Genomic DNA, 24,696 nt, shown 5'->3' with positions numbered 1-24,696 from the left:
CGGATAATTTTGAACAGCTCTCTAATAAGGAGAAAACTGAGGCCTTAGAACAGATCAAGGAGGATTTTGATGAGGAAACTGATTCAGGGTTTCTGAAAAAGAGGATGGTTGAGGAGTTAGTTGAGAATTACAGTCAGTAACTTAGCATGCTTATGAAACCGAAAACACCTTTTTGGAACAGGAACAGAGCTATTATTTCCTTGTAATCGCCGAATATGGGTGGTTTGCCGGTGAAGATTATGGCTGCTGATATTATATCTGCTGCATTGCCTATGACAAAGAGTGGGAGTAAAGGAGGTATCGGGAACTGTGTTACCGCGCCTTTGAATATCAGGAAGCCGGCGTGGATATCAGCAAAGGCTGTGGGTAGAGCTGACTGTGTGTATAGAAGCAAAATACCTGCAAATATGTCAAACATTCCGATTATACTGGGCTTTATAGGCGCCATTTTGATCTACTCCAGTTCCAAAATGTTATCGGAAGCATTCTGTAGAGCTGTTGAGAAACCTGGCTCCATCCCAACTACTACTGTTTCTTTTCCGTTTTCCTTGGCTTTCTGTATCACAGGAAGGAAATCAGCGTCCCGAGTTACTAGTACGATAACATCTATGTTTTCGTTGTATACAGCGTCCATAGCATTTACTGCCATGTAGACATCGACGTCGCTTTCTTTGTCTTTTTCGCCTCCGAGTCCGAGAGCTGCCTCGAATCCTTGGGAGACAATTGCTTCAATAAGTTTTTCGGATGCGTACTGGTTGAGGAAGACTTTTCCTATTTTTATTTTTCCAAATTCGTTTATATCCTCTCTAAGTGCATCTAGATCAAGATCAAACTGTTTACGGATAACATTGGGACCGTCGACAAACATTGCGACGCTGGGCTGCCTATCAAGTTTCCCTTTTAGCTTTCCAAGTACCATAATAATTAGATATTTCCACAATCTATATACATATAACCTTTATGATTCGTGAAAAATATTTCTGGCGTTCTGTGTGGTCTTTTCCACAACTTTCTGCCGTTTGACTTGTTTTATGTCTGCGATCTTCTCTGCGCTTTCTTTAACGTTCAACGGTTCGTTACGGTCTCCGCGGTAGAGAAATGGTGAGTCGGTTTCCAAAAGTATATCGTCCAGTTCTATTCTTTTAACTAATTTCTGTGCCTTGTTCGAGTACAAAACCTGCGTGGTGAAACCTATCTTAATATTCTCCTCGGTAGCTTTTTCAGCCAGCTCCGGATCTCCATTAAAGCAATGGAACATTATCTCGGGAATACTGTATTCTTGTACTATCTCAAATACCTTTTTCTCGGCTTCCCGGGAATGAATCACGACCGGTTTATCCAGTTCTTCAGCCAGTTCCAGCATTTCTCGGAAAACCTGTTCCTGTTTTTCTCGGACTTTATCCTGTTTAACACGGTGATGATCAAGACCGATTTCTCCGACTGCAACCGGATCTTCCTCTCTGATCATCTGTTTGATTTCCTTCAGTTGATTGAAATTATCAGTATATGTCGGATGTAAGCCAAGGTTTGGGATTATAAAATCGGGGTGGTCTTTTTCAAGTTTCAGAGTCTTTCTGTTAGTCTCCGTGTTATTGCCGGCGTTCACCACAAACTCTAGTTCTTTTTTACTTCTCTCTATTACTTTCTCTCTATCGTCGTCGAATCTCTCAAAATTTAGATGGCAATGGGTATCAACCGGTTTCATGGAAGTCCATTGTTGCCTTCTTCAGGAGTCAAGAGGTCGTTGATAGTCTGTGATGTTCTTAGAATACCTCTCCGATTGTTTACAGGTTGATACTCTGCTTTTTCGTCATCTACTATCATTTTGGTTGTTCCCGACGGCATCTGTTGCTGGATATTTCCACCTAGAACAGTATAGTTATGTCTGTATCCATCTACTTTTGTTGATCCGTTGTATTTTATCTCATTTGCTCCTTGTTTTATCGCGTAAAGTATTTTGAAGTCTTCTCTCATCTTTATCTCATCATTTAACCGTAGCTATTATCTTTATCTATCTTTCCTGTTGGAGCTAGAATGTCGACATCTTTTCCTTCAGAACGTCTTCAGTTACCTGTTGAATGTTATCCAGGTTTCTCTTGACAATTTCTTCTACCTTTTTCTCCTCTGCTTCCGTCTCGACTTCTACATTTTTCGGCTGGTCTACTTTTCTTCCAATCTCGGAGAGCATCTTTACCTGCGCAAACTCTCCTGTTTTGCTATGTATCTCTCCCGCTATTTTCCGAGCTGTTAAGTTGTATGTCTTTCCTACATGTGTTACCGGATTTTTGCCTGATGCGGCCTCCATTGACATTGATCGGTGTGGAGTGATTAATCCGTTGCTCCGATTTCCTCTACCAACTGATCCATCGTCTCCCATTTCTGCTGATGTCCCGGTTACGGTCAGGTAGACTGATTCTTCCTTGTAGTTATCCGCGGTGTTGACATTGACCTCCGTCTCTAGCCCTGTGATTTTCTCTCCCAGTTTTCTAGCTTTTCTCCTGATCCTCTTTATCGAGTTCTTGTAGTCCGCTAATCCGGATACCCGGGAATCTATTATAGCTGCTGCAACCGTCAACTGCAGTTTATTATCACTTCTCAATCCCATGACCTTGATGTCCTCGCCGACCTCTTCAATCTCAAGTAGCTCGGACTCCATTCTCTTGACTGTTTTCTCAGTATCTGAGAGAGGTGCGTGACCGACTCCAAAACTTGTATCATTGGACAGGGGAACTTCTCTTTCATAGACGTTTCTGAGATCGGTTGATGTCTCCCCGATTCTGGACTCGAACTCGATGTGTTTGGGTTTCAAAACTTTGAAGTTTTCCCTGATATAGTTCTGTGCTGTTTCAACCGCCGTCCTTTCAACAGGAACTTTTTCGTCTTCAAACTTTTTTGTGGCTCTCCCGGCCAGCAGAATATAGATTGGATCAGTTATTTCTCCGCCTTTGTACTGGGGGTTGCTGGAGCCCGCCACCAGCTGCGCCTCATCAGTGTTGTGGTGCAGAATTTTTCCGGTTTGTTCTCTGTATTGACGGGAAAGCGATCTGGAGATTGATTCGGCTATTCCATCTGCTATAGAGTCAGGATGGCCGGTTCCTTTTCTTTCCACTAGTTCGTTACTTCGTTTCTTTACAGGATCCTCGGTGTATGAAATATCAAGGTTCATTTAGTGATCAGCGTTTTTCCTCTCCCAATCGGGATCCTGTTGCGCCTGTCTGTCCCATATATTTGGAGTCTTTCTTCTCGTCATACGGATTTTCCGCTTCAGAAGTCATCTTCTCAAATACTACTTGACACACCCTGTCTTCCGGATAGAGTTTTACAGGTGCGTTTCCGAGGTTCTGCATCTCCAGTGTTATATCCCCAGAGAACCCGGGATCTACGTAGGCAGCAGTGGCATGCACAATAATCCCGAGACGGCCGTATGAGCTTCTGCCCTCAACCCTCGCAACTAAGTTATCCGGAATATTCAGTTTTTCTAGCGTGCTACCTAGAATGAACTCTCCAGGGTGGATGACTACTCCTTCATCTGCTGAGTGTTTTTCCGTCTCTATGAAGTTGTCGTATCTTTCCATATTCTTGGTATCGATTTTCTCTATCTTCCGGGTGTTTAGAATTCCGAACTCGTATCCAAGTCTTAAGTCGTAGGAAGAAGGCCCCATCTGAAGGCTATGATCAAGTTCCGGCCCTTCTGTCACATCAACAGCGTTTTCCTCCTCTATAAGCTCTCTCAAATCCTTATCGGATAGTATGGTCATAAGGTTGTATTTTGTGCTAAAAGCTCTTTTATTCCTTCCCCGGTAAGTGTTTTCGTATGAGAAGGCTCTTTGTGCTGACAGTTTTTGTAGCACTTTTCATGGTTTCTGCTTCCGCTGAGATCCAGTATCAGGGAACTATGGATGAGAATGAGGTCGTGATGAATACCTCGATCCAGTTGGAATGTGATGATCCATGTCCGGTATCTCGCTGGAGTCTGACTTGGAACCTGCCGGAGAAAGCGCAGATGATAGAGATAAAAGATAGTCTTGGAGAGATAGAGGATTATCAGAGAACCGGAGAATCAGTAAGTATAACGACTAACTCTGAGAAGAGGTACAACGAGACTGTCCAGATCTGGATGAAGATTGATAAGCCTGCGGAAGAGGTTCATGACGGCTTATACTATCGGAAGATGTCGATCCCTAGCTTCAGCGGAGAGAAAACTACCGGGAAGATAGAGGTCGAAGATCTGGTATCCGGTAAGGCAGGTTTCGGCTTCGACAGTTCCTTTGTCAATGATGAGTTCAGGTTCTCGGGGGAAGGACCGACGAATATCCGTGTCAACTTTGGAGACGGGGTAGAGAATCGTTACTATCAGTTTTTCGGGGAGGAAAGAGAAAACTCAACAGAGGCATATGAGATAGCTGTTGGAACGACCGGTTTAGTTCAAGAGTTTGAAAGATTTTCCGTGGCGGTTATGGACAACAGGAGCTACAATGAGAAGGTTAACCGGTGGAGTTCCGGTCAGTATATTTCAGGAACAGTTTATTTGAGAGATGATTTAGATGAAGACTATCTTCCTGTTTTAACCCATGAAACAGTTCACGGTCTGAACGACAGATTTTTCCGATGGGATAAAACTGGTTCTACTTATATCGACGAAGGGGTGGCAGATCACTCTGAGTATCTTATGAAGAAAAAACTTTTCAGGAAAAACAGAGCCAAGACCGGGACAAGAGAAATTTTTGGAGAATCAAAGAAGTACAAGGTTGAGGAAGAAGACGGAACATATGTCTACACAATTGAATCCCAAGGCGACCGAGATCGGCTCTGGAACTATTACCGGCAAGATAAGGAGTTCATGAAGAATTGGGATCCAAGGGAAAACGCAGATGCTAGAGAGTTCGGTTATGCATACTCGGAGCTTCTGATAAAATATTATATTATCAACAATGGAACGGTCAAGGATCTTTACTCTAATATAGCCGTAGATCAGGAAATTGAGTCACCGCAGCAGAAATGGGACTTTTTATCCAATCATATGGTCATGGAACCATGTAACTATGATTCAAGAGATAGATTCGATAAATGTCTTGACAAAATAAATGATCACGATTATGAGATCGTTACAGGGAAACCGGATACTTCTTCAAGATCCAGTCTAGGTTTTGAGGAGATAAAAGTTCCCAACAGAACCAGAGGAAGTTCTGGAATCAAGGAAACAGTTGAGAAAACACAAGTTACTTTTCAGCAGTTCCTGAAAGGCTTTGTTGATTACTTACTATCATTAACCGGGTGATCTTAATGTTTGAAGAGATCGGACCTCAGTTAATACAACTTGTCTCACAGTACGGTATTGTAGCGGTTATGCTGGGAATGGTGGTAGAAGAAGTTTTTGTGCCAATCCCCTCACCTGTTATACCGATGGCTGCAGGCGCTCTCTTGATCGAGTCAACAGCATTTACTGGAGCGATATTTCAGGCCTTTTTCCTGATCGCTCTTCCAGCATCAGTTGCCTCTGTTATCAGCTCGTACTTCGTATATGCAATTGCCTTCTACGGCGGAAGACCGGCTGTTAAAAGGCATGGTAAATGGTTGGACGTTAGATGGGAAGACGTTCAAAGAATGGAAAGCCATTTCGATTCCGGGAACGGGAAGTATTATGTTGCGTTTTTCAGGTCAATGCCGATTGTTCCTCTTTCTCTGGTCTCAGGGAGCGCAGGATTATTCCACATGAATTGGAAAGAGTACGGTATCTGGAGCTTCGTAGGCATGGTCCCAAGAAACTTTATGCTGGCGATGATCGGCTGGTACTCCCGAGATAGCTTTCGGGCACTGGCTTCAAGAATAGATACTTTCTCGACATGGATTCTGCTGTTCATAATAGGTGCATTTGTAGGCTACATCCTATGCAGAAAACTGAAGAAACTTGGAGATTATCTTGTCAGGGAAATCTAAGTTTAATACTTTGATTCTTGTTTATCTGCTTCTTCAAGTGATTTCCTAATTTGTTTTCCTACGTTCTCTTTTGCTGCTTCTTCATGTCCGCAGTACATCTCCTCTACTTTAAGACCTGTCAGCTTCTTTATGGATTCAATTAGTTTCTCACGATCTCCTTCCTCCAGATCGGTTCTTCCAAACCCGCCGTCAGGAAATATCAGATCGCCGGTGAAAAGGATTTTTTCTTCCCTGGAATAAATGCATATTGAATCGTCCTTATGGCCGGGAGAATGGAAAATTTTGAAGTTGGAGCCGCATATATCTATTTTATCTCCTTCTTCCAATTTTTCCGCTCCAATAGGAAGATTCTCGGGCTGGAAAGCATATATTTCCGGTAAGTATCCGTCATCAACTTTCGGAAGATTATGAATATGGTCGTAATGAGAATGAGTTATAATTACTTTATCGATTTTTTCTAGTTCTCTGATGTTTTCCCATGAATCTCCTGTACCTGTATCGATTAGTACTGTTTCTCCGTTTTTCATCAGCCAGATATTGCCTGTGAAATCCTCTGTGTTTTCGGCAAGATTTGTTAATTTCATTCGCCTTCCAAGGCGTCTACTGAGATCGCTGCGGCTATTATTGCCTCTCTTGGGATCTTTCCGAGTTCACCGATCTCTATCTCGTACCTGTCTTTCAAGGAGAATTTTTCCCGGATCTCCCCGATCTCGTCCCTATCGGAGTTGTATATAGTGTATTTATGTGGAAGGAACTCTAACAGACTCATCAACGACCTTAGTAGCCCCATGATTCTTCCTCTGCTTTCAATTGTCGCCATCAGAGTATCTTTTTCAGGGTCCTTGATCTTCCAGTTGTGGGTCAGGATTGAGAACTCTTTCTCCAGTGTAACAATGTTTTCACCCGTTTCCTCATCTACCACTCCGTAGTCTCCAGCGATGTCCAGCCTTCTCTCAGCCTTTACTGTGAAGACAGTATTTCCATCCGGGTCAGTGAATGGGAATTCTTCTTTCATCTTAAACATTTTCTGCTTTGCCTGGAGAATTTCCTCTCCATCTGAGTTTTTGACAGTGTATTTGTTTCTAACCAGATTCTGTGTCACAGTGTAGAAGTCATCGGTTAGATCAATTTTACCGAGAGTATGTTCGTCTTTCATATGTTATATTTAGGTTGTGTTTTGAAATTAGTTGCCTTCTAATGCATCTATCGCGATTGCACCTGAGATTAGAGCTTCCTTTGGTAGAGAATGTTTCTTCTCAATATTGAGTTCGTATATGTCTCTAATGCTAAACTGGCCCTCCAGTTCGGCGATTTTCTCCCCTTCTCGGCTTTCTATGCCATAAGTGTGAGGAATGAAAGCGAAAAAATTGGGGAAGTAAGGGACCAGGTTTCCAATCCCTCGCAGAAGCTCAATATTTTCGTTTTGACTTTGTACCTTCGCGAGCAATTCTTCGGTTTCAGGGTCTCTCAGTTGCCATCGATGCCTGAGAAGAGTGTATGTCCTATCAAGCATGATAATGGGATCTCCAGTTTCCTCATCAAATACGGTGTAATCTCCTCCCATGTCCACGATTCTGTCAGCTTTTACCTGGAAAATTACTTCATCTTCTGAGTTCATGAAAGGGATTTCCTCCTTGAATTTGAGGATTTTCTGTTTGGCTTTAAGAACTAGCTCATCCCTTGAGTTGTAAATATTGTATCTGTTAAATAGAAATCTCTGTTTTATTTCGTAGGAGTCGCCGGTAAGATCGATTTTTCCTATAATGTCTTCATGAGCTGACTGTCCCCGGGACATGGTCTTCTTATTTTCTCTGGATGCATTTTCCTGCTCCATTTTTCGTTTGAGATCTGAAACAGCTTCCTCAATTTTTGCTTCATCCACTCCTTTCTCAGTCAAAGCTCTCTGAAGTTCTTCTACCGTATAACCATCTCTAAGACAATCCTCTATAAACTGTTCGATCTCTTGTTCATTCATGAAAATCTATTAGAAAAGCCTGTTTTTTACAGTTTTTCTCCTATCTTATCCTGTATCTAAGTATTGCTGCTATACCTCCCATGTTCATCAATCTCTTTCCTTCCTCGTGGTCTGTCCCGATAATCTCCATGTCAGAACTCATTTCCTCGGCTTTCTCCGCAAACACATCAACTATATCGGAGAGTTCTTCTAGCTCCATTTTTTCACTGCAATCATCGCACTCTATCGAGTCATCGATCTTTGGTTCTCTCTCGTAGACAGTTTTTTCGTGACTGTTTTCACATTCATACTTGGCTTGGTACTGGTTGAAGTCCTCTGATATCAGAACTGTTTCAACTGCCCCCATCTCCATGGCCTTCATGACCTGCTCCAGCCCGTACTCAGACTTCCCGTTCTCCTCTTTCAGGTTCTTGAAGAAATCATTGACTTTCTGCTTCTCAATGACGGCCTGAGAATCCTCTATAGACTCCTTAGCCTTCTCCACTAGTTGTGAGAGCCCTGCCTCTCCTGATGTATCAAGTGATTTTGTTGCCACAACTTTATCCTGTAACTCCTTATGAAGATAATCATCGTCGAGAAGTTTATCCTTGACGAATCCTGGCCCTCCAACCACTATACCTAGCAGCTTGTCTTCCCTGGCTTTATTCAAGAATGCTTTCTGGCCTTTATCCGCTATATCACCTAGAAAGGTCTTCAGCATTTCTTTACGTAGTCTTGAAAAACGCTGAGCACTTTGTCCTCCAGCACGGGTCTTCCCAGGCACGTTGGACTCCATGGAATAAACTGTGTTGATTGAGTTGCCCTTTAGGTAGCCGATTGCTGCCTTGGATTTGTCACACACGATTAATCCATATATGTTGTCGTCGACGATCATCTGTTTCAATGGTTCAAGGACGAACTCCTTGTCGCATCTGTAGTGTCGGGACTCAATCGGTCGTGGAGGTACTACTTCCCAGATCTCGATGTCAGGTCTTCCCTCGGTATCGCTGACGTTTCCTGCGAAGAATGCTACACCGTTTTCAGGAGTTGTATGTTCCTCACTAACCTTTCTCCCGATTTTCCCGAGTGCATCCTGAACATTTGTTCTTGTGTGTTTCGACTTGATGTTCTCTGCCTCACTCTGTTCCGAGGTTACGAAGTCAGATATCTTCGACATGTCATAGCCCGCGGGAATGTAAAGGGAGACAAGTTCGGTGTTTCTACCTCTGATCTCTTCCAGTTCTTTAGTCAGTTTCTTCAGCTGGTACTTGTTCATTCCGCCGTTCTCCTGATCTTGGTTTTCTTCTGTCATAGATCTAGAATATCGCTGAATTCTTTTAACTCCACTTTGGTTAGAAGTATTCCTTTACTTTCTTCTTTGAAAGCCGGATGTAGTCCTTTTCAGATGTGAAGATCTCCATTGTTGCTGTTCCATCGAAATTTGAAAGCTTTTTGCCTACCGGCTCGAACTCTATTTCCTCGCTTCCTATAGGTAGGTGCATGTCTCTGCTTTCTCTTGTATCTTGGAGGTGTAGGTGTGAGATTATATGTGAATACTCTTCTAGGAATTCCTCCATTTCTTCCTGTCCGACCTCTGAGAAGGCGTGTCCTGTGTCAAAACACATTGAGGCATCCAGTTCTTCAAGTACTTCTCCTAGGTGAGACAGTTCCAGGCCGTTCCAGTGGCCGATGTTCTCAAAGCATATTTCTGCATCAAGGTTTTTTCCTATCTCATCTAGCTCCTCAATCTGCTCCACTATTAGTTCTTCCTCCTCTTCTGAGTCATTGTCTCTCATATCTGCGTGGACGATAAATTTTTCAGCTCCCAGCTCTTCAGAGAATTTGATCAGTCGCTCATGGTAGTCAAGAACCGCTTCGTTGAACTCGTCTATCTCGGTTACAAGTCTCTGTCTGTAAGGTAGATGGATAACCAGATCGAAGTCTTTCTCCTCCAGGGCTTCCTTCAATTTTTTGGTATTGATATCTTCAGGCATTCGTTCTTGTTCTCCGATGGAGAACTCAATGAACCCCATTTCCTCAGGTGTGTCAAGAATCTTTTCTCTGAGGTTTCCTTCCGGTCCAATCGATGTTCCAAGTTTCATTCTACTTCAACACTATCTGGGAGTTCTCCGTTTCCAGCATTTCTCCTTCTCCCTGATATTCCCTTTCTTCATGGATTTCATACATATCTGCCGGGATATGGTGTCCTGACGCGTAGAGCATCCCTGATTCAATGTTCCAGTTACCCGCCTCAAGAGCGTCTTCAATTTCTCCTACATCATCCCCAAACTTTGGACCGGCCTTGGAGTAATCCAGTTTTATCTTCCTGATCTTATCTTCTGTATCAGGTTCTCCAGATTCTACTGTTAGGTCTTTTACGTGCATTACTTCCTTTATCGCATTCTCGAATCCTTGGATATCGCCGTAGATTTCAACAGATTTCAGTTCTTCGTTGAGTGACATTCCGTTCTGGTTCTTGTAGTTTCTCAGTGCTGAGATAACCTCCATAGAGGTCTCCCCTGCCTCAATATCGGCCTCGACTTCGAGCGGTTCCGGCCACTTTTCTCTGTGGATGCTCTCAGGACTGTCTTCCTGTTTGAACATTTCATTCCAGATTTCTTCTGTGATGTGTGATAGCATCGGTGAGAACAGTTTCAAGAATCTTTCAAGGCTCTCCTGAAGCGCATACTTTGTAGAAAGATTCGTATCATCCTTTAACTTCTGTTTTGCGATCTCGAGATAATCGTCACAAAATAGGTTCCAGAAACTATAACGCATCTCGTCACGAGCTTTTGAAAACTCATAATTCTCCATTTTCTTGGTAACTGATTCTGTTAATTCTTCGGTCTCTGCTAGTATCCATCTATCGATCTCGTCCAGCTCTTCTTCCTCTATGTTTGGTTTGTTTCCTCCTGCCAGATGCTCTACTAGTTTGGATGCGTTCCAGAGCTTTCTCATCAGTTTCTCTCCGGATTTTAGCTCTTTCTCCTTAAATGGGAAGTCGTCACCGACTTTGGAACCTGCTGCCCAGTACCGTGCAGCATCAACAGGGAACTCCTCCAAGACTTCTGCCGGAGCGACAACATTACCTTTCGACTTGCTCATTTTCTTCCTGTTTTCATCCAGTACATGGCCGTGGTTCATTGTGGCTTCAAAAGGTATTTCGGCGGTGTGTTCATAGCATTTGACAACTGTGTGGAACAGCCAGAAACTGATGATATCATGGCCTTCAGGTCTCAAGTTGAAGCTGTAAAGCTCCGGTTTCTCTATCTGGAATTGTTCTTCATCCTCGTTCCAGTCCCAGCCTGCGTTGATCAATGGGGTTAAACTGCTTGTGGCCCAGGTATCAAAGACGTCTTCCTCGGCTTCAAACTCTGTTCCCTCGCAGTTAGAGCATTGCTCGATAGGAGGTTCGTCCTCGATGGGATCAACCGGTAGATCGGCTTTATCAGACATTATTTCCTGGTCACAGTCCTTACAGTACCAGACCGGGAAAGGAATCCCCGAATCTCTCTGTCTTGAGATACACCAGTCCCATTGAAGGCCTTCAATCCAGTTTCTGTACCTTGTATGCATTTTCTCCGGTACCCAGTCCATCTGTTCCCCTGCATCGAGATACTTCTCCTTGTGATCCATTATCTTGACATACCACTGTTCTGTAACTCTGAATTCGATTCCTACTCCGCATCTTTCGTGGACCTGAACCGTATGAGTAATCTCTCTCCTGTCAAGAAGGTGTCCTTCTTCTTCCAGATCTCTTACTATTTTTTCTCTTGCTTCCTCTGTGCTCATTCCCTCGTATTTTCCAGCTGTCTCTGTCATTGTGCCGGATTCGTCGATTGCAACTTCGAGGTCAAGGTCGTGGGATTGGTACCATTCGATATCGTTCTGGTCTCCAAAGGTACAGCACATTACTATTCCTGAGCCTGTCTCCATGTCAACCCTTTCGTCTTCAATTATAGGTACTTCTCTGTCGAAAAGCGGGACGATTGCTGTTTCTCCAACTAGATGCTGGTTTTCCTTGTCCTCCGGATGGACAAATACCGCAACACATGCGGGCAAAAGCTCTGGCCGGGTAGTTGAAATCCTGAACGAGTCTCCGTCTCTAATACCGAATTCTATATCATTGAATTGGGAATCTTGTTCATCATCCTCTGTCTCAACCTGACTGATGGCTGTCTCACAGTCAGGACACCAGATTGCGGGTGCTTTCTTCCGGTATTCCCTGTCTCTTTCGTAGAGATCAATGAATGAGAGCTGGCTGATTCTCTGCACTCTTGGTTCAATTGTTTTGTATGTATTATCCCAGTCAACTGATACTCCAAGCGACTGAACATTTTCTTTAAACTGTTGCTCGTAATCTTGGCAGACTTCCCGACATTTTTCCTGAAACTCTCTTCTTGTATAATCTTTGTGCCTGATACCTAATTCTTTTTCTACCAACCGTTCTGAGGCGATCCCGTTGTCATCAAATCCGAACGGGAAGAAAACTTTCTGTCCATTCATTCTTTGGAACCTTGCCTGTATATCCATCAGCTCCAGGCCGTATAGATGTCCCATATGGAGATCACCTGATACGGTCGGAGGCGGGGTATCCACCGAGAACACTGCGTCAGCTTCTGTATCTCGGTCTCCCTTGTACCGGAATGTTTTGTTTTCAACCCAATTTCTCTGCCATTTGTTTTCAATTTTTTCCGCGTCGTATTCTCCTTCAGGCATGTTTTTACGGCCTCGTGAGAGTATTTTCCTCTGGAATTCTTAAATGGGTTATCTCTAGAAATCTCCTAAGCTCCTGTTTCCCGGGAACTCCATTCCATCCTCGGCGAATATAACCTTGCAGTCAGTCTGCTCATTGAGCCATTCCTTCTGTTCATCTATGTCCTGACTGAGAAACTTGTATCCAAAATCGGTCACTACGATGGTTGAAGGGTCTGCAGCCTCAACTATATCAGGAACTTCATCTAGTGAGGTATGTCCTTCCAGTGATTCACTCTTTGGGCGGTTGCAGTAGATAACTACTGTGTCGCATCCTGTGTAGAAATCAAGTATTTCCTCTGAGAAATCGGTGTCCGTCCAGAAACCTATTTTCTTCTCTTCGATTTCAATCGTGAATCCCTGTGTCTTCGGATCGCTGTGAAACATCTCCTGACTTTCAATCTCCACGTCTTTGAACTCTGTCTTTGTTCCTTCTTCTAGGGTCTCTACAGTTCTACAGAGATTCTGATGGTAGTCACTGATACATTTCTCAAGATCGGAGTAACCCGACAGACTTGTCTCGTTCGCAAACAAAGCTCCAGGGTGGTCATGAATATAGGCCATCATCTCAATTATGGGCTCGGCATCGTTGTAATGGTCTAGATGAGCATGTGAGACAATTACTGCCTCGGTCCTCTCAGGATCGTTCTCCTGGGCTTGGATTAGACCGCCTGGCCCTGGATCAATATGTATCTGTGTCTCCTCTGTTCGTAGGATTATGCCTCCAGTCTTTCTTTTCTGGCTTCCGGTAGCATACCTTCCGCCGCCGGTTCCCAAGAATTTTAGTTTCATACTTTGAATAGAATGCTCAAAACATTTGAAACCGGTTGACGAACACAAGATTTATATGTTGCTATGATTATATAACAACATATGAAGGCGGACGAAATATACTGTTCGGTCACAGATAAAAAGCTTGAAGAACTTCGCAATGAAGTACCTTTCACAGATATCCAGATTCAGAGTATTGAGGTGAATACTTAGATGTCTGACACTGCTGTTGTAATCACTCACCCGCACGAGGAATACGACGATGGTGTTACCAGTGAAGCAGTTCGAGAGTTTGCTTCAGAGACCGAGCTAGATTCTTATGTTATTGATTCTAGTAAGGTTGAATCTGATCCTTATGCCAGTGATGAGTTTGATGAAGTTCTTGAAGAGAAGGCTTACGGTCAGCTCTATCCTGAGGATGCAGAAAGACTGAGTGATAGGTATGAATCTATTCTATTAGGTGGTGGATACGTTGAGATGTGCGCTGAAAACACTTATGAGAGTCTCTTGAACTCGGGATTTGATAGAGACAATGTCTTTGTTGTCTCCGATCTAACTTATGATCAATCTCTAGGTGATAAATATACTGTTGCTGATGTCTTTGAGACCAGGGATGCAGAGATTATTTCTGACTATGTTGAATCAAGTAATAATGAATTGGTGGAAAGAGCTACTATTCAGGGTCATGTGCTTGGAGATGTAATTGATGATATAGAGAAGGTAACTGCAATGAAAGTTGAAGAAGCTGCTTCGAATCCAAATACCTCTATAGATATTGGATTTGAGGCAATCGCCGGAGAACCATCTAAACCTAAGATTGAGGATCAAAGATGAATCCAGGCCATAAGAACTCAGAGGCTTTAATCAATGAGATACTTGATTATGCACCAGATAGTGTATTGACTTCATCGGAAGTAAAAGATTTAATGGAGAGTCCCAAAGCTGGGAACCAGGTCGAAAGAGAGATAATGTCGCCATACAAATTTAATGAGGAGGTTGCAAGTGAGTTCCTAGATTATGAAGAATCTATCTTCGTTCCTCTAGATGGTCAATACGCAGGAGATATTACAGATACTCCTGATACTTTAGAGGATTTAGGTGGAAGAGTTATAGTTGATTATCGTTCGAAGCAAGCAGCCTACATTCAGAGAAGAAATGGTGCCGAAGGGTATAGAGTCGTTAGTTTCGGTGATTCGCTGGGCGTGGATCAGTCTATCAGAAGAATTTCGTTTAAGTTCCTGGAAGTTGAAGATGATGATCCAAGGATAGGAGAGAGTATTTCGTACAGATCTGATGATTCAGGGATTATTCCTGAATTAAACCAGTACGATCACGAGATTAATACCGGTTTAGACAAAATCGAATGAATTACTTGATTTTATCTCCTATTTCCATTTCCTGATCAGTTGTCAGAAGTGATACAGTTTCTCCATCGTCTGATTCGGCTGCAAGCATCATGCATTCGCTTTTCTCTCCACGAAGCTCCGCTGGCTCTAGGTTGGCAAGTACAACTACTTTTCTGCCTTCAAGCTCTTCCGGTTCATAGAAGTTCTTCAAACCGGCACACGTCTGTAGAATGGCTTTCCCCACATCGACTTTGACTCTGTAGAGTTTGTCAGCGTTTGGATGTTCTTCAACTGATTCAACTTTTCCAACTCTGAGATCCATTTCACCGAACTGGTCAAATGAAACTGTGTTTTCTTTAAATTTTCCCTTCATAGTATCTTTTTGCCTTTCTTTTTCTTCTTCAAGCTTTTCCACTTGATCCGAGACATCAATTTTTTCGAATAAAATCTCTCGCTCTCCTAACTCGTGGCCGGCTTCCACTGCTCCAAGAACGTCTTTTGACAGCATGTCTCTGTTCTTAGAGGTCTCGATACCTGTGTTAAGCATACCCCCTATTTTCTCACTGCTTTCAGGAATGAATGGGTAGAGTGTTATTGCCAGTTTCTGTATAAGTTGTATTGCGACATAGATTGTCTCCTCTCTTCGATCCTCATTGTTCCATGGCTCTTCCTCTGAGAGGTATTTGTCGCCGATCCGGGCAATTTGGAGTGAGTGATCGAGTGCTTCCTGTGGCTCATGATCCTCAAATGCTTCAATATAATCCTCAAGTTCTTTTTTGACTTCCTCAACTACTTCTCTATCACTTTCTTCCAGATCGGCTTTCGGAACTTCATTATCGAACCATTTCTCCGCGAGGCTGAGAGTTCGGTTGACGAAGTTGCCGACGGTATCGTTCAAGACGTTGTTGATCTCGGATTCGAAGTCCTCCCATGAGAAGTTTGTGTCGTGATCGGTTGGAAGCATCTTGGAAAGGTAAAACCTCCAGTAATCCGCGGTATAATGCTTTACTGCTTCATCAATGAATATTCCTCTATCTCGGGACTTGGAGAATGCTCCTTCCTCCCACATCAGGTACTGCTGAATGAACTCGTATTTTGGTAGTCCGTACTCTATCTCTTCATTTCTTGAGCCGAGCAGCATCGTTGGCCATATTACTGTATGGAAGATTGTGTTGTCCTTTCCGATCGAGTAGTATATATCTGCCTCAGTATTCCAGTGCTTCTTCCACCCATCGTTGTCTTCAAAATATTCTCTAGTAAACCCGATATAGCCTATCGGTGCGTCAAACCATACGTAAATTCGCTTTTCATCGTATTTCTCTGGATTAAGTTTTTCCAAATCAAGATTCTCTTCGTCAATTCTCTCGTTTACCCTTTCTGTTGGAATTTTGAAGCCCCAATTCTGATCCCGGGTGATAGAACGCTCTTCCGCTTCTTCAATATCGTGTTTCACCTGACTAACCATGTTATCCGGTACAGGTTTCTCTTCCTTCAGCCATTCCTTCAGCTCGTCTTTGAACTTTGTCAAGTCGAGGAACAGATGATCGGTCTCTTCGAACTCAATGCTGTTTCCTCCACATATCTGGCATTCTGCGTTTTCTATTTCGGTTGGCTCCACCAGTTTTCCACAGTCATCACATTGGTCGCCTCTTGCAAGCCCTCCACAGTGAGGACATTCTCCCTCAATGTATCTATCGGGTAGAAATCTTTCATCATCTCTACAGTAAGGCATTGTCTGTGTTTTCTCATCAATCAGCCCGTCGCAGTACAGTTCCTCAAACATTTCATGGGTCTGTTTCCGGTTGTACTTGCTGTGAGTATCCGAGAAAATAGTGAAATCAATATTCAGGCTTTCATATGCCTCTTTAACCTTTCTTGTCTTTTCATCTTTGATGTCCTGAGGATCCTCTCCGAGTTCAAGGGCCTCAAGCTCTAGAGGTGTTCCATGTACATCTCCACCACAAATAAAGATATTTTTTTGACCTCTAACATCGAAGTATCTGTGCAGGAGTTCTGCCGGTAGAACACTTCCTGCCATGTTTCCCAGATGTGGTACTCCATGAATGTACGGAAGTGCTGAAGTAACAGTTATGCGGTTACCGGAAATTTTGAGTCCACCTGTCCAAGAATTAAGTCGCAAACTGTTTTATTTCCTGTTTAATTCATTCCTAGACTAATTTTCGTGAAGCACTCACCGTCGGGCAAAATATATGTAGCTAATGAACAAGACTGAGTTATGAAAAGAATATTCTTTGCGACAGGAAATAAAGGGAAACTGGAAGAAATGCAGGAACCATTCGCTAAAGCTGGTTACAAGCTGGTACAGGTAGAAGCTGATGTCCCAGAGATTGATGCTATGGATGTTGAGGAGGTCGCGGAACGTAAAGTGATGGATTCTTATCAAGAGGCGGTTTTGAACCAAGAGGTCGGCAGCGTTGACTACTTCCTTGTGGAAGACACCGGCTTTTATGTCGAGGCTATGGGCGGCTTTCCGGGAGCTGAGGCAGCTTTCTTCGCTGGAACAGCTGGAGCTGATAGACTGCTAAAATTAATGGAAGGAGAAGAGAATCGAAATGCGTACTTCCGGACAGCAATAGCTGTCTATATGCCGGGGAAAGATGAAGTCGAGATCTTCACTGGTGAGATGGAAGGAGAAGTTCCTGAGAGAAGACGTGGAGAATCACATCCACACCTACCTTATAACAGCTATTTTGTGCCTGATCACGGTAACGGGAAATCTCTCGCGGAGAACCCTGATATAAAAAATGAGGAGATGCACAGACGGAAAGCAGTCAATTCCTTAATTGCTTGGCTTGAAGAACAGTAATTACAGAATCTTTCTTTTCAGTCGTGCCAGGCTTGAAAGACCGTAATCCGGTTTCTGGATCTCGTCAGCTTTCTTTAACATTTCCCGATCAATATCGCCTGACATCACGGCAACGGTCGTCATACCAAGGTTATTCCCTGTCTCCATATCTTCTAATCGGTCTCCGACGAACATTGATGCATCGGGGAAATAGCTGAAGTAATCCTGGAATACTTCCTGGTAGAAATCGCTGGGTTTTCCTATTAACCGGGTTTCGCCCATTTCTTTGAAACCCTGATTGAACATTCCCTGGTGAGGCATCGTCTTCTTCATAGTGCGGAAAGTATTCTCTGAACTGCAGATAATAGCTTTGCCTCCATCCTGTAGAATATTCATCGCTTTCTCAGCTTTTCTGTAGTTATACTGTCGGTCAAAACCGGCTACAACAGTGTCCGATTTCTCTTTTACATCGATATCTTTTTCATCCAGCTCCTCGATCAATCCGGATTCCCCTGTAACATAGGCTGAGGTTTTGTTGCTCCCGTTGATGTATTCTCCAGCTACGTAACCTGAAGTAAGTATATCCTCTTTATCGGCTTTAATATTCATTTCGTTCAGTTTTCTAGCGTATCCTTCCCGAGATAGAAGAGTGTTGTCTGTGTGAAAATAGACTTTCTTGTCAGCTTCTCTGAGAGAATCAACCAAGTCTACTGCCCCTACAATAGGTTCATTCCAGTTCCACAGTGTCTTGTCAAGATCGAAGAAAAAGTACTTATAATCGTCTATCTCCATGCACACCGATTTAATGTTTAAACCTCTTATACATGACTATGCCAAGCCTTAGAGAAGCCGCTGAACAGCTATCAGACAAAGAGGGAGAAAATACTGATCTGGAGGAAAAATTCTCTGACATTGATACTATTGAGAAGGACTCGGTGGTTCAAGAGGAAAAAATCAGGCATGAAGTTGAGCCAGAAACTCTGGGAAAAGTCGCAGGAATTGATGGAGGATTGATCAGGAAAAGATACTCTTATGCAGACGTAGTCGCGGTTAGAGCGGTCTCAGCAGTTTTCAGCTTCAACAGTTCAGGGCTGAAAGAAGCTGATTACCTACCCGGCAAATCACCGGAACCTGAGTTCCATGTATTTGATCCACAGGATCAGGAAGGATTGGATCGGAAAGCCGAGGCGGAGAGACTGAAGGCTGAGACAGAAATAGCTCTACACTCTCAGAAAGAAACAGATAAAGTCTTTATGGATGGTTCGGTTGTCCCCAGCTACAGTCAGGATGAAAAAGTTCTAGAGAATTACAACCGTCTTTTCTCGAACGCTGAACCAGGTTCTCTAATCGGAGTAGTAGAGGACTCGTACGGCACATCCCTGACGGATATATTGGAGGAGATAACCGGTCTGGAACTTGGGAGTACAAGGGATACACTTCTCATGGATGCGATACTTTCAGAAGGCGAGCGAAGCTTTGTAAGAAGATATTCTAAAGGCCCGGCTGAACACCCTGTACTTCAGAAACTGCACTCTAACCACGTAAACAAATTATACACTTTCTATGTCAAGTTATCTTCAAAGGATCTCCCACTGAGAATTGACTATTACGGTAATCCGGATGACGCCGATCAGATAGCTGGTGCACTGATGGCATTGAAATCCTCTGAACGTTATACAGTTCCTTCTCCTGTGTTGGAAGCTGATAGGAAAGCTAAAATATCCAGAGATTACATCAAAAGGTTAGAAAAAAGGTTTTCACCTGATCACCAAAGAAGATCTAATAGAGTTATCTAAGGAAACTTTATGTATAGAGAAATTCAACAATAGCGTATGCTTATAGTGAAGAGAAAATACTTGTTTATCTTCTTGATTCTCTTTATGATGGTCTCGGGAGCAGGAGCATGGTGGGATACAGACTGGGAATACAGAAAAGAAGCAAATGTTGAAGAGAACTCAGGAAACGATCTCTCAGATCATCAAGTCCTATTCACAGTTGATACAGACCAGTTGATCAGTGAGGATAAAATGAATTCTGATTGTAGTGATATGAGATGGATCAACTCAGATGATTCTTCTAAATTAGATTATTGGATAGAGTCCGGTTGTGGAACTTCTACAACGGAGGTATGGGTCAAGATACCATCTCTACAAGCTTCTAATACAAAAACTATCTATTTCTATCACGGGAATAATAGCGCATTAGATGAATCGGATGGAAAATCAACTATGGCATTTTACGAGGATTTTGCGGATGGCGACTATAGTGGTTGGTCAACATATGGTGATACCAAAACTTCTGGAGGTTCATACGACCATAGTATAGACTCAAATGAATATCAGAGACCAGGTTATTCTGCACAGATAAATGCAGATGGAAACTGTAAGAATCCAGAATATGATGGTACTAATGCTTGGTTTGAAAGAGAGCTAGATTTGGAAGATAAAAAATTTGTAGCAGATTATTATTCCAAGGCTGAAGGAGGCCAGTATGATTTCTGCGAATCAGATGTTGGTGGTCAGGACATTGAGCAAGGAGATATTCGCAGAAACAATGATGAGATAACACACGGAGCATCATGTAGCTATGATTCTGCATGTGAACAATGTGAGACACCGTGGGAAAGAACTACAGAACCCTTCAGTGGAGGCAATTTTATTTTAAAACTGTATCTAAGGGCTAGTGACTGCCATGAATTTACCGTAAACTGGGACCAAATAGTAATAAGATCCTATGCTGATCCTCAGCCAGCAACTTCCTTTAGTCAGGAGGAAATTTACGAGAACAAGGTTCCAAATGAAGTTAATGATCCTGAGAACCCCAAAAACGGTGAGTTGATCAGCGATTCCTCTACTATATTCAATGTTTCAGTCTCGGATCCTGATGGAGATGATTTAGAGGTTAAGTTTCGAAACAATGTTTCGAACCAAACATCGGCCGGAACAGCTTCAGGAGTAAGTTCGGGTAATTTTGCTACAGTTGAGAAAAATCTGGTGAGAGGTGAGACGTATAAGTGGTGGGTTAATGTTTCGGATCAACAAAACTATACGAAATCAGGTCCATGGAGTTTCTACGTTAATTCGTTGCCATCTTTAGATAGTTTCGAGCCCTCTGATGGCTCCATCATCCAGGACGATGCGATATATCTGAACATTACTGGTTCTGATGAGGAGTCCTTGGATTTGTATGCATATTATTACGATGAAGATGGTAATTTCCTAGGCAAGGATTCTGGTCCTGAAACAGATAAACTGGTGTCGGATGAATGGGATAATCTGGATATAGGCCAGGTTTATACCTGGGAGGTGAGGCTGAGCGATGGAGAGGAAAATAGGAGTTACGGTTTGTTTAATTTCATTCGATCTACAGGATCAAATTATAGGTTAGAAACAGGTTTTGATATCGGTTACTCATCTATTATTTCCTCACCTGATTCCTCCGAAATTTTTCTGGTGACGATTGGAAATAATGCAGGAGTAACTAGATCTGTTACGACTTATCTGGAAGGAGTGAACTCTGTTTTTTCTGAGTCAGGGACAGACTCAATATCATATGATATAGAGCCTTATGGCGAGAAAGAAATGATTGTAAGGGTTGAACCAGAGGAAAAGGGAGAGAAAACTCTGTCAGTTAAAGCAAAGGATGAAAACTTAGGGATTAACAGTACTGAAAAGATACCGGTCACGGTAAGAGAAAATCCTGCCGTGATGGAATCAAGAGAAGTTCCAGATATTGGGATAGTTCAGCTATCAATACTGGTACTTTCAGCTGCTTACATTTATACTATTCGACTCTAATGAGGAACCTTGGGGTATGGTTCCGTCTCCTAGGTCGGAAGCCGATAAAAAAGCTAAAGTTTTAGAAAGATGACCCGTGTTTCTGGAAAACAGAATTTTTCTTAAAGGTAATTCTTTATTCAAGACTTTGCCTTACTGGAAAGACAGCTAAGTATTATCAATCAGCTTCTCTAAAGGATTGATAGTAGATGTATCATAGAATATCTTTCGAACTGGATAATAAAATTGCAGTTAAGACGATGTTCATATTTTTGGCAGTCTCTGCTCTTTTTGTACCGGTTTCTGCTGAAGCTACTGTTGAATCCTTCGAAAGAAATCAATTACAGCACTACAGCGGTGAAACATCGGCATACGAAATTACTTCAGGCTGGTCTTATAATGGATCAAAGTCGCTTAAGATGACAGACAACAGCTCGAGTCCCAATAAAATTATTTCCACCAGCGGCCTCGATTATTATCCGGAGAGAGGAGATACAATAAGAGTTATTTTCCGGCCTAAAGATTTCTCTACTGCAGACTGGTGTGATCCATCTGCTTCCATGTATTTTGGTGGCAATAACTCTTCAACCTACTACAAAGTCAAACAGGTATACAAACAAGACTCTCAAACGGAGGAAAAAGAAATACAGCTCGGCAAAAGCACATCAGGAGTTTTAGCACAAAGTTCAAATATAACTGAATATGGCGAAGGAGATACTTTTTCTTGGGAGATTGAATACGGCAATGATGAAATTACTGTAAAGACCTATACAGGGTACCTAGATCAACTGGAGGAAGAGATATCCGCACAGGACACAGAATTTGATGGCGGAAATCTTGGTTTTAAAGTTTCATCTAGTTGTTCAGAACAAAATGTAGTAAACGCAGATTACGTTAATGTCCAAGATCCAACCCTAAACAAGCCCAAAAATCTTGAACCTCCGAATCAAACCACGACCTCAAATGAGAGCGTCGAAATCTCAGCTCTTTACACTCATGGTGGTGGAAAAGATGGAGTATTGAGATTTTGGAATAACATCGGAAATAAGGGATCCCCGCGCTGGGAGTATGAAGATCATTCTGGTGGTATTTCTGGTATTGATGTCAATCCTGACAATAATTATTTGTACAGTGCTTCTTGGGACAACGAGGTTCATCAGATAGACGTGTCGGATGGTAGTCAAGGCTGGACTTATACCAAACATACTGAAGAGGTTTACGATGTATCTGTGGGCCCTAAAGGCGATTATCTGTATACCGCTTCTGAAGATAAACAGGTACATCAGGTCAACACCAGTGATGGTTCATTAGGCTGGAATTACTCCGGTCATTCAGGAGGCTCGTTCTCAGTTGTAATCACTGTTGTTGCGGGCCCTGATGGGGATTATGTTTACAGCAGTGATGCCGACACGTTTAACGGTAATAGGGAGGTCCATAAGATTGATGCCGATAATGGCGATCAGCGTTGGGTTTATAAAGGCCATGAGGGAAGTGTAAAGGGTCTTGCCGTGAGTCCCACCGGCGAATATGTTTACAGTGGAAGCGATAGCAATGACAATTATGAGGTGCACCAGCTTAACTCCGATGATGGTACCCGGAACTGGAGATACACAGGTCACAGTGATGGTATAGGAGGTATTGCGGTTGGTACTAACAATAATTACATTTACAGTTCTGGTAACGAAGAGATCCACAAGATAGATACCTCTGATGGTTCTAGGGAATGGAAGTATGGTGGTCATACTGATAATATCCTCAGAGTTGATATAGGACCTGATAACAATTACGTATATAGTGGCAATTACGATGGTAAGGTCCACCAGATCAATGTGTCTGATGGTAGTCAGGGCTGGACTTATGACGGTCATTCAGACAACGTGTACGGTATTGCGGTTGGTCCTAACGGTGACTTTGTTTATTCAAGTTCTGGTAATGATGAGGTTCATCAAATAAATGCTAGAGATGGTTCTTTGATTGGTACTTGTAATGTTCAGGACGGGAACAGATGTGGAGTTAATTTTGACCTTAATATGGGCGATAATTATTGGTACGCAGATGCAGAATCGAACGGAATTTTTTCTGAAAGATCCCCACTATACAATATAATACAAAAAGACAATAGAGCCCCGAATAAAGTGAATGATCCTGAAAGCCCTAAAGATGGTGAATGGATCAACGATTCTTCCACTGTTTTCAATGTTTCAGTCTCAGATCCGGATGGAGACGATCTAGAGGTCAAGTTCCGGAACAATATTTCGAACCAATCAACGGGTGGAACCGCTTCAGGCGTAAGCTCAGGTGACTTCGCTACGATTGAAAAAAGCCTGGAAAGAGGCAAAACATACAAATGGTGGGTAATTGTTTCAGATCAAGAAAACTCTACGAAATCAGGTCCATGGAACTTCTATGTCAATTCCCCACCATCTCTAGACAGTTATCAACCTAGTGATGATTCGATTATCAGCGATGATAAAATATATCTAAACGGTACCGGTTCGGATAAAGAATCATCAGAGCTGCATGCATACTTTATCGATGATGACGGTAATCTTTTGGGTAAAGACTCCGGTCCAGAAACAGACATACTGGTATCGGACAGATGGGACATTGTAGATATAGGCCAAGTCTATAAATGGAAAGTTAAGTTGAGTGACGGAGGAGAAAACAAAACATATGGACTTTTCAGTTTTATTCGATCAACCGGTTCAAATTACAGGCTGGATATGAACTTTGATATCGAGTACTCATCTATTATCTCTTCACCTGATTCATCTGAAATTTTCTTGGTTACAGTCGGAAACAATGCAGGAGTATCAAGAAATGTTACAACATACCTGAAAGGTGTTAATTCCGTCTTCTCTGAGTCAGGCAAGGACTCAATAACATATAAACTAGAGCCTTACGGCGAAAAAGAAATGATTGTCAGAGTCGAACCAGAGAAAAAAGGAGAAAAAACTCTTTCAGTCACAGCCAAAGATGATGACATCAGAATAAACACTACACAGAAAATACCTGTTACAGTGAGAGGAACTACCACTGTACTGGAATCTAAAGAAGTACCAGGGTTACAAACAGTTCAGTTAATTATGCTGGTGCTGTCGGCTGCTTATCTTTATTCTGTACGACTCTGACAATATAGCCCGCAGTACGATTCCTGATTCTTTTTGACTCGAACTCATTCATATCCTTCAGTTCTTCCTTGTTTTCATCAAAGTCTTCTGAGAATCTCTCCGGATCCGCTTCTACTAGATCCTTCGCTAACCTCTTAATGTAAGTCTGTCTAACACGTCCCATATAAGTATTTTTTCCGAGCCCAACATTCTTAAACCAAACCCGTAGGAAAAGGAAAAA

24 protein-coding genes are annotated in these 24,696 nt (G+C 42.6%); 8 read left to right on the top strand and 16 right to left on the bottom strand.

Annotated features, from left to right (window positions below):
• Positions 1–133: 133 nt before the first annotated feature.
• Genes BRC29_04155 through BRC29_04130 form a run of 6 tightly spaced genes read right to left on the bottom strand, consistent with a single transcriptional unit; the run spans position 134 to position 3,758 of the window.
• Positions 134–448, bottom strand: coding sequence for a hypothetical protein (locus BRC29_04155; GenBank protein PSG99291.1), 315 nt, complete (start codon positions 446–448; stop codon positions 134–136).
• 6 nt (positions 449–454) lie between these two features.
• On the bottom strand, positions 455–919 hold the full coding sequence (locus BRC29_04150; protein PSG99290.1) for a TIGR00288 family protein: 465 nt from the start codon (positions 917–919) through the stop codon (positions 455–457).
• A gap of 39 nt (positions 920–958) precedes the next feature.
• Positions 959–1,705: a DNase gene (locus tag BRC29_04145; GenBank protein ID PSG99289.1), complete on the bottom strand. Its 747-nt coding sequence runs from the start codon at positions 1,703–1,705 to the stop codon at positions 959–961.
• Complete coding sequence (locus BRC29_04140; protein PSG99288.1) at positions 1,702–1,974, bottom strand: hypothetical protein; 273 nt, start codon at positions 1,972–1,974, stop codon at positions 1,702–1,704. Before BRC29_04140 ends, BRC29_04145 begins: the two co-directional genes overlap by 4 nt.
• Positions 1,975–2,029: 55 nt before the next feature.
• On the bottom strand, positions 2,030–3,166 hold the full coding sequence (locus BRC29_04135) for an S-adenosylmethionine synthetase (GenBank protein PSG99287.1): 1,137 nt from the start codon (positions 3,164–3,166) through the stop codon (positions 2,030–2,032).
• 7 nt (positions 3,167–3,173) lie between these two features.
• Positions 3,174–3,758 (bottom strand): dCTP deaminase, encoded by a 585-nt coding sequence (locus BRC29_04130; GenBank protein PSG99286.1) that lies wholly within the window; start codon positions 3,756–3,758, stop codon positions 3,174–3,176.
• A gap of 56 nt (positions 3,759–3,814) precedes the next feature.
• Between BRC29_04130 and BRC29_04125 the strand changes: the two genes are divergently transcribed.
• Both BRC29_04125 and BRC29_04120 read left to right on the top strand, forming a co-directional pair.
• On the top strand, positions 3,815–5,278 hold the full coding sequence (locus tag BRC29_04125) for a hypothetical protein (protein ID PSG99285.1): 1,464 nt from the start codon (positions 3,815–3,817) through the stop codon (positions 5,276–5,278).
• 5 nt (positions 5,279–5,283) lie between these two features.
• Entirely contained in the window at positions 5,284–5,937 is a 654-nt protein-coding gene (locus tag BRC29_04120; protein ID PSG99284.1) for a hypothetical protein, read from the top strand.
• A gap of 2 nt (positions 5,938–5,939) precedes the next feature.
• On the opposite strand, the gene BRC29_04115 is transcribed toward BRC29_04120, so the two are convergent.
• From BRC29_04115 to BRC29_04085, 7 genes are read right to left on the bottom strand one after another with little or no spacing between them, the layout of a single operon-like run.
• Positions 5,940–6,521: a flavoprotein gene (locus tag BRC29_04115; protein ID PSG99283.1), complete on the bottom strand. Its 582-nt coding sequence runs from the start codon at positions 6,519–6,521 to the stop codon at positions 5,940–5,942.
• A complete protein-coding gene (locus BRC29_04110; protein ID PSG99282.1) occupies positions 6,518–7,093 on the bottom strand; it encodes a hypothetical protein in 576 nt (191 codons plus the stop codon). Before BRC29_04110 ends, BRC29_04115 begins: the two co-directional genes overlap by 4 nt.
• A gap of 27 nt (positions 7,094–7,120) precedes the next feature.
• The gene (locus tag BRC29_04105; protein PSG99281.1) at positions 7,121–7,912 is read right to left on the bottom strand and encodes a hypothetical protein; all 792 of its coding nucleotides are present in this window, start codon (positions 7,910–7,912) and stop codon (positions 7,121–7,123) included.
• Between the two features lie 40 nt (positions 7,913–7,952).
• On the bottom strand, positions 7,953–9,203 hold the full coding sequence (gene prf1, locus BRC29_04100; protein ID PSG99280.1) for a peptide chain release factor 1: 1,251 nt from the start codon (positions 9,201–9,203) through the stop codon (positions 7,953–7,955).
• Between the two features lie 40 nt (positions 9,204–9,243).
• Positions 9,244–9,993: a hypothetical protein gene (locus tag BRC29_04095; GenBank protein PSG99279.1), complete on the bottom strand. Its 750-nt coding sequence runs from the start codon at positions 9,991–9,993 to the stop codon at positions 9,244–9,246.
• 1 nt (position 9,994) lies between these two features.
• The gene (locus BRC29_04090; protein ID PSG99278.1) at positions 9,995–12,610 is read right to left on the bottom strand and encodes a valine--tRNA ligase; all 2,616 of its coding nucleotides are present in this window, start codon (positions 12,608–12,610) and stop codon (positions 9,995–9,997) included.
• A gap of 54 nt (positions 12,611–12,664) precedes the next feature.
• Entirely contained in the window at positions 12,665–13,438 is a 774-nt protein-coding gene (locus BRC29_04085; GenBank protein ID PSG99277.1) for a hypothetical protein, read from the bottom strand.
• 192 nt (positions 13,439–13,630) lie between these two features.
• Here BRC29_04085 and BRC29_04080 point away from each other — a divergent pair, with 192 nt between their 5' ends.
• Positions 13,631–14,251 carry a hypothetical protein gene (locus tag BRC29_04080; protein ID PSG99276.1) on the top strand — a complete coding sequence of 207 codons (621 nt, stop codon included), beginning with the start codon at positions 13,631–13,633 and terminating at the stop codon, positions 14,249–14,251.
• On the top strand, positions 14,248–14,784 hold the full coding sequence (locus BRC29_04075; protein PSG99275.1) for a hypothetical protein: 537 nt from the start codon (positions 14,248–14,250) through the stop codon (positions 14,782–14,784). Before BRC29_04080 ends, BRC29_04075 begins: the two co-directional genes overlap by 4 nt.
• Before the next feature lies 1 nt (position 14,785).
• Here the strand turns inward: BRC29_04075 and BRC29_04070 are convergent, their stop codons facing one another.
• Complete coding sequence (locus BRC29_04070) at positions 14,786–16,903, bottom strand: hypothetical protein (protein ID PSG99274.1); 2,118 nt, start codon at positions 16,901–16,903, stop codon at positions 14,786–14,788.
• Positions 16,904–16,999: 96 nt separating this feature from the next.
• Here BRC29_04070 and BRC29_04065 point away from each other — a divergent pair, with 96 nt between their 5' ends.
• Entirely contained in the window at positions 17,000–17,590 is a 591-nt protein-coding gene (locus tag BRC29_04065) for a hypothetical protein (GenBank protein ID PSG99273.1), read from the top strand.
• Here the strand turns inward: BRC29_04065 and BRC29_04060 are convergent, their stop codons facing one another.
• The gene (locus BRC29_04060) at positions 17,591–18,361 is read right to left on the bottom strand and encodes a hypothetical protein (protein PSG99272.1); all 771 of its coding nucleotides are present in this window, start codon (positions 18,359–18,361) and stop codon (positions 17,591–17,593) included.
• Positions 18,362–18,393: 32 nt separating this feature from the next.
• On the opposite strand from BRC29_04060, the gene BRC29_04055 reads away from it, so the two are divergent.
• From BRC29_04055 to BRC29_04045, 3 genes are all read left to right on the top strand, one after another.
• Positions 18,394–19,365 (top strand): hypothetical protein, encoded by a 972-nt coding sequence (locus BRC29_04055; GenBank protein ID PSG99271.1) that lies wholly within the window; start codon positions 18,394–18,396, stop codon positions 19,363–19,365.
• A 36-nt stretch (positions 19,366–19,401) separates the two neighbouring features.
• On the top strand, positions 19,402–21,366 hold the full coding sequence (locus BRC29_04050; protein PSG99270.1) for a hypothetical protein: 1,965 nt from the start codon (positions 19,402–19,404) through the stop codon (positions 21,364–21,366).
• 188 nt (positions 21,367–21,554) lie between these two features.
• On the top strand, positions 21,555–24,476 hold the full coding sequence (locus BRC29_04045) for a hypothetical protein (protein PSG99269.1): 2,922 nt from the start codon (positions 21,555–21,557) through the stop codon (positions 24,474–24,476).
• Here the strand turns inward: BRC29_04045 and BRC29_04040 are convergent.
• Positions 24,430–24,639 (bottom strand): 30S ribosomal protein S17e, encoded by a 210-nt coding sequence (locus BRC29_04040; GenBank protein PSG99268.1) that lies wholly within the window; start codon positions 24,637–24,639, stop codon positions 24,430–24,432. The two genes, BRC29_04045 and BRC29_04040, sit on opposite strands and share 47 nt — an antisense overlap.
• Positions 24,640–24,696 lie beyond the last annotated feature (57 nt).

The sequence above is a fragment of the Nanohaloarchaea archaeon SW_7_43_1 genome, assembly GCA_003009795.1.
In the GTDB taxonomy this organism is placed as follows: Archaea; Nanohalarchaeota; Nanosalinia; order Nanosalinales; family Nanosalinaceae; genus SW-4-43-9.
Note: the sequence above shows the minus strand (reverse complement) of the source record. Positions and strands in the feature narration are given on the sequence as shown.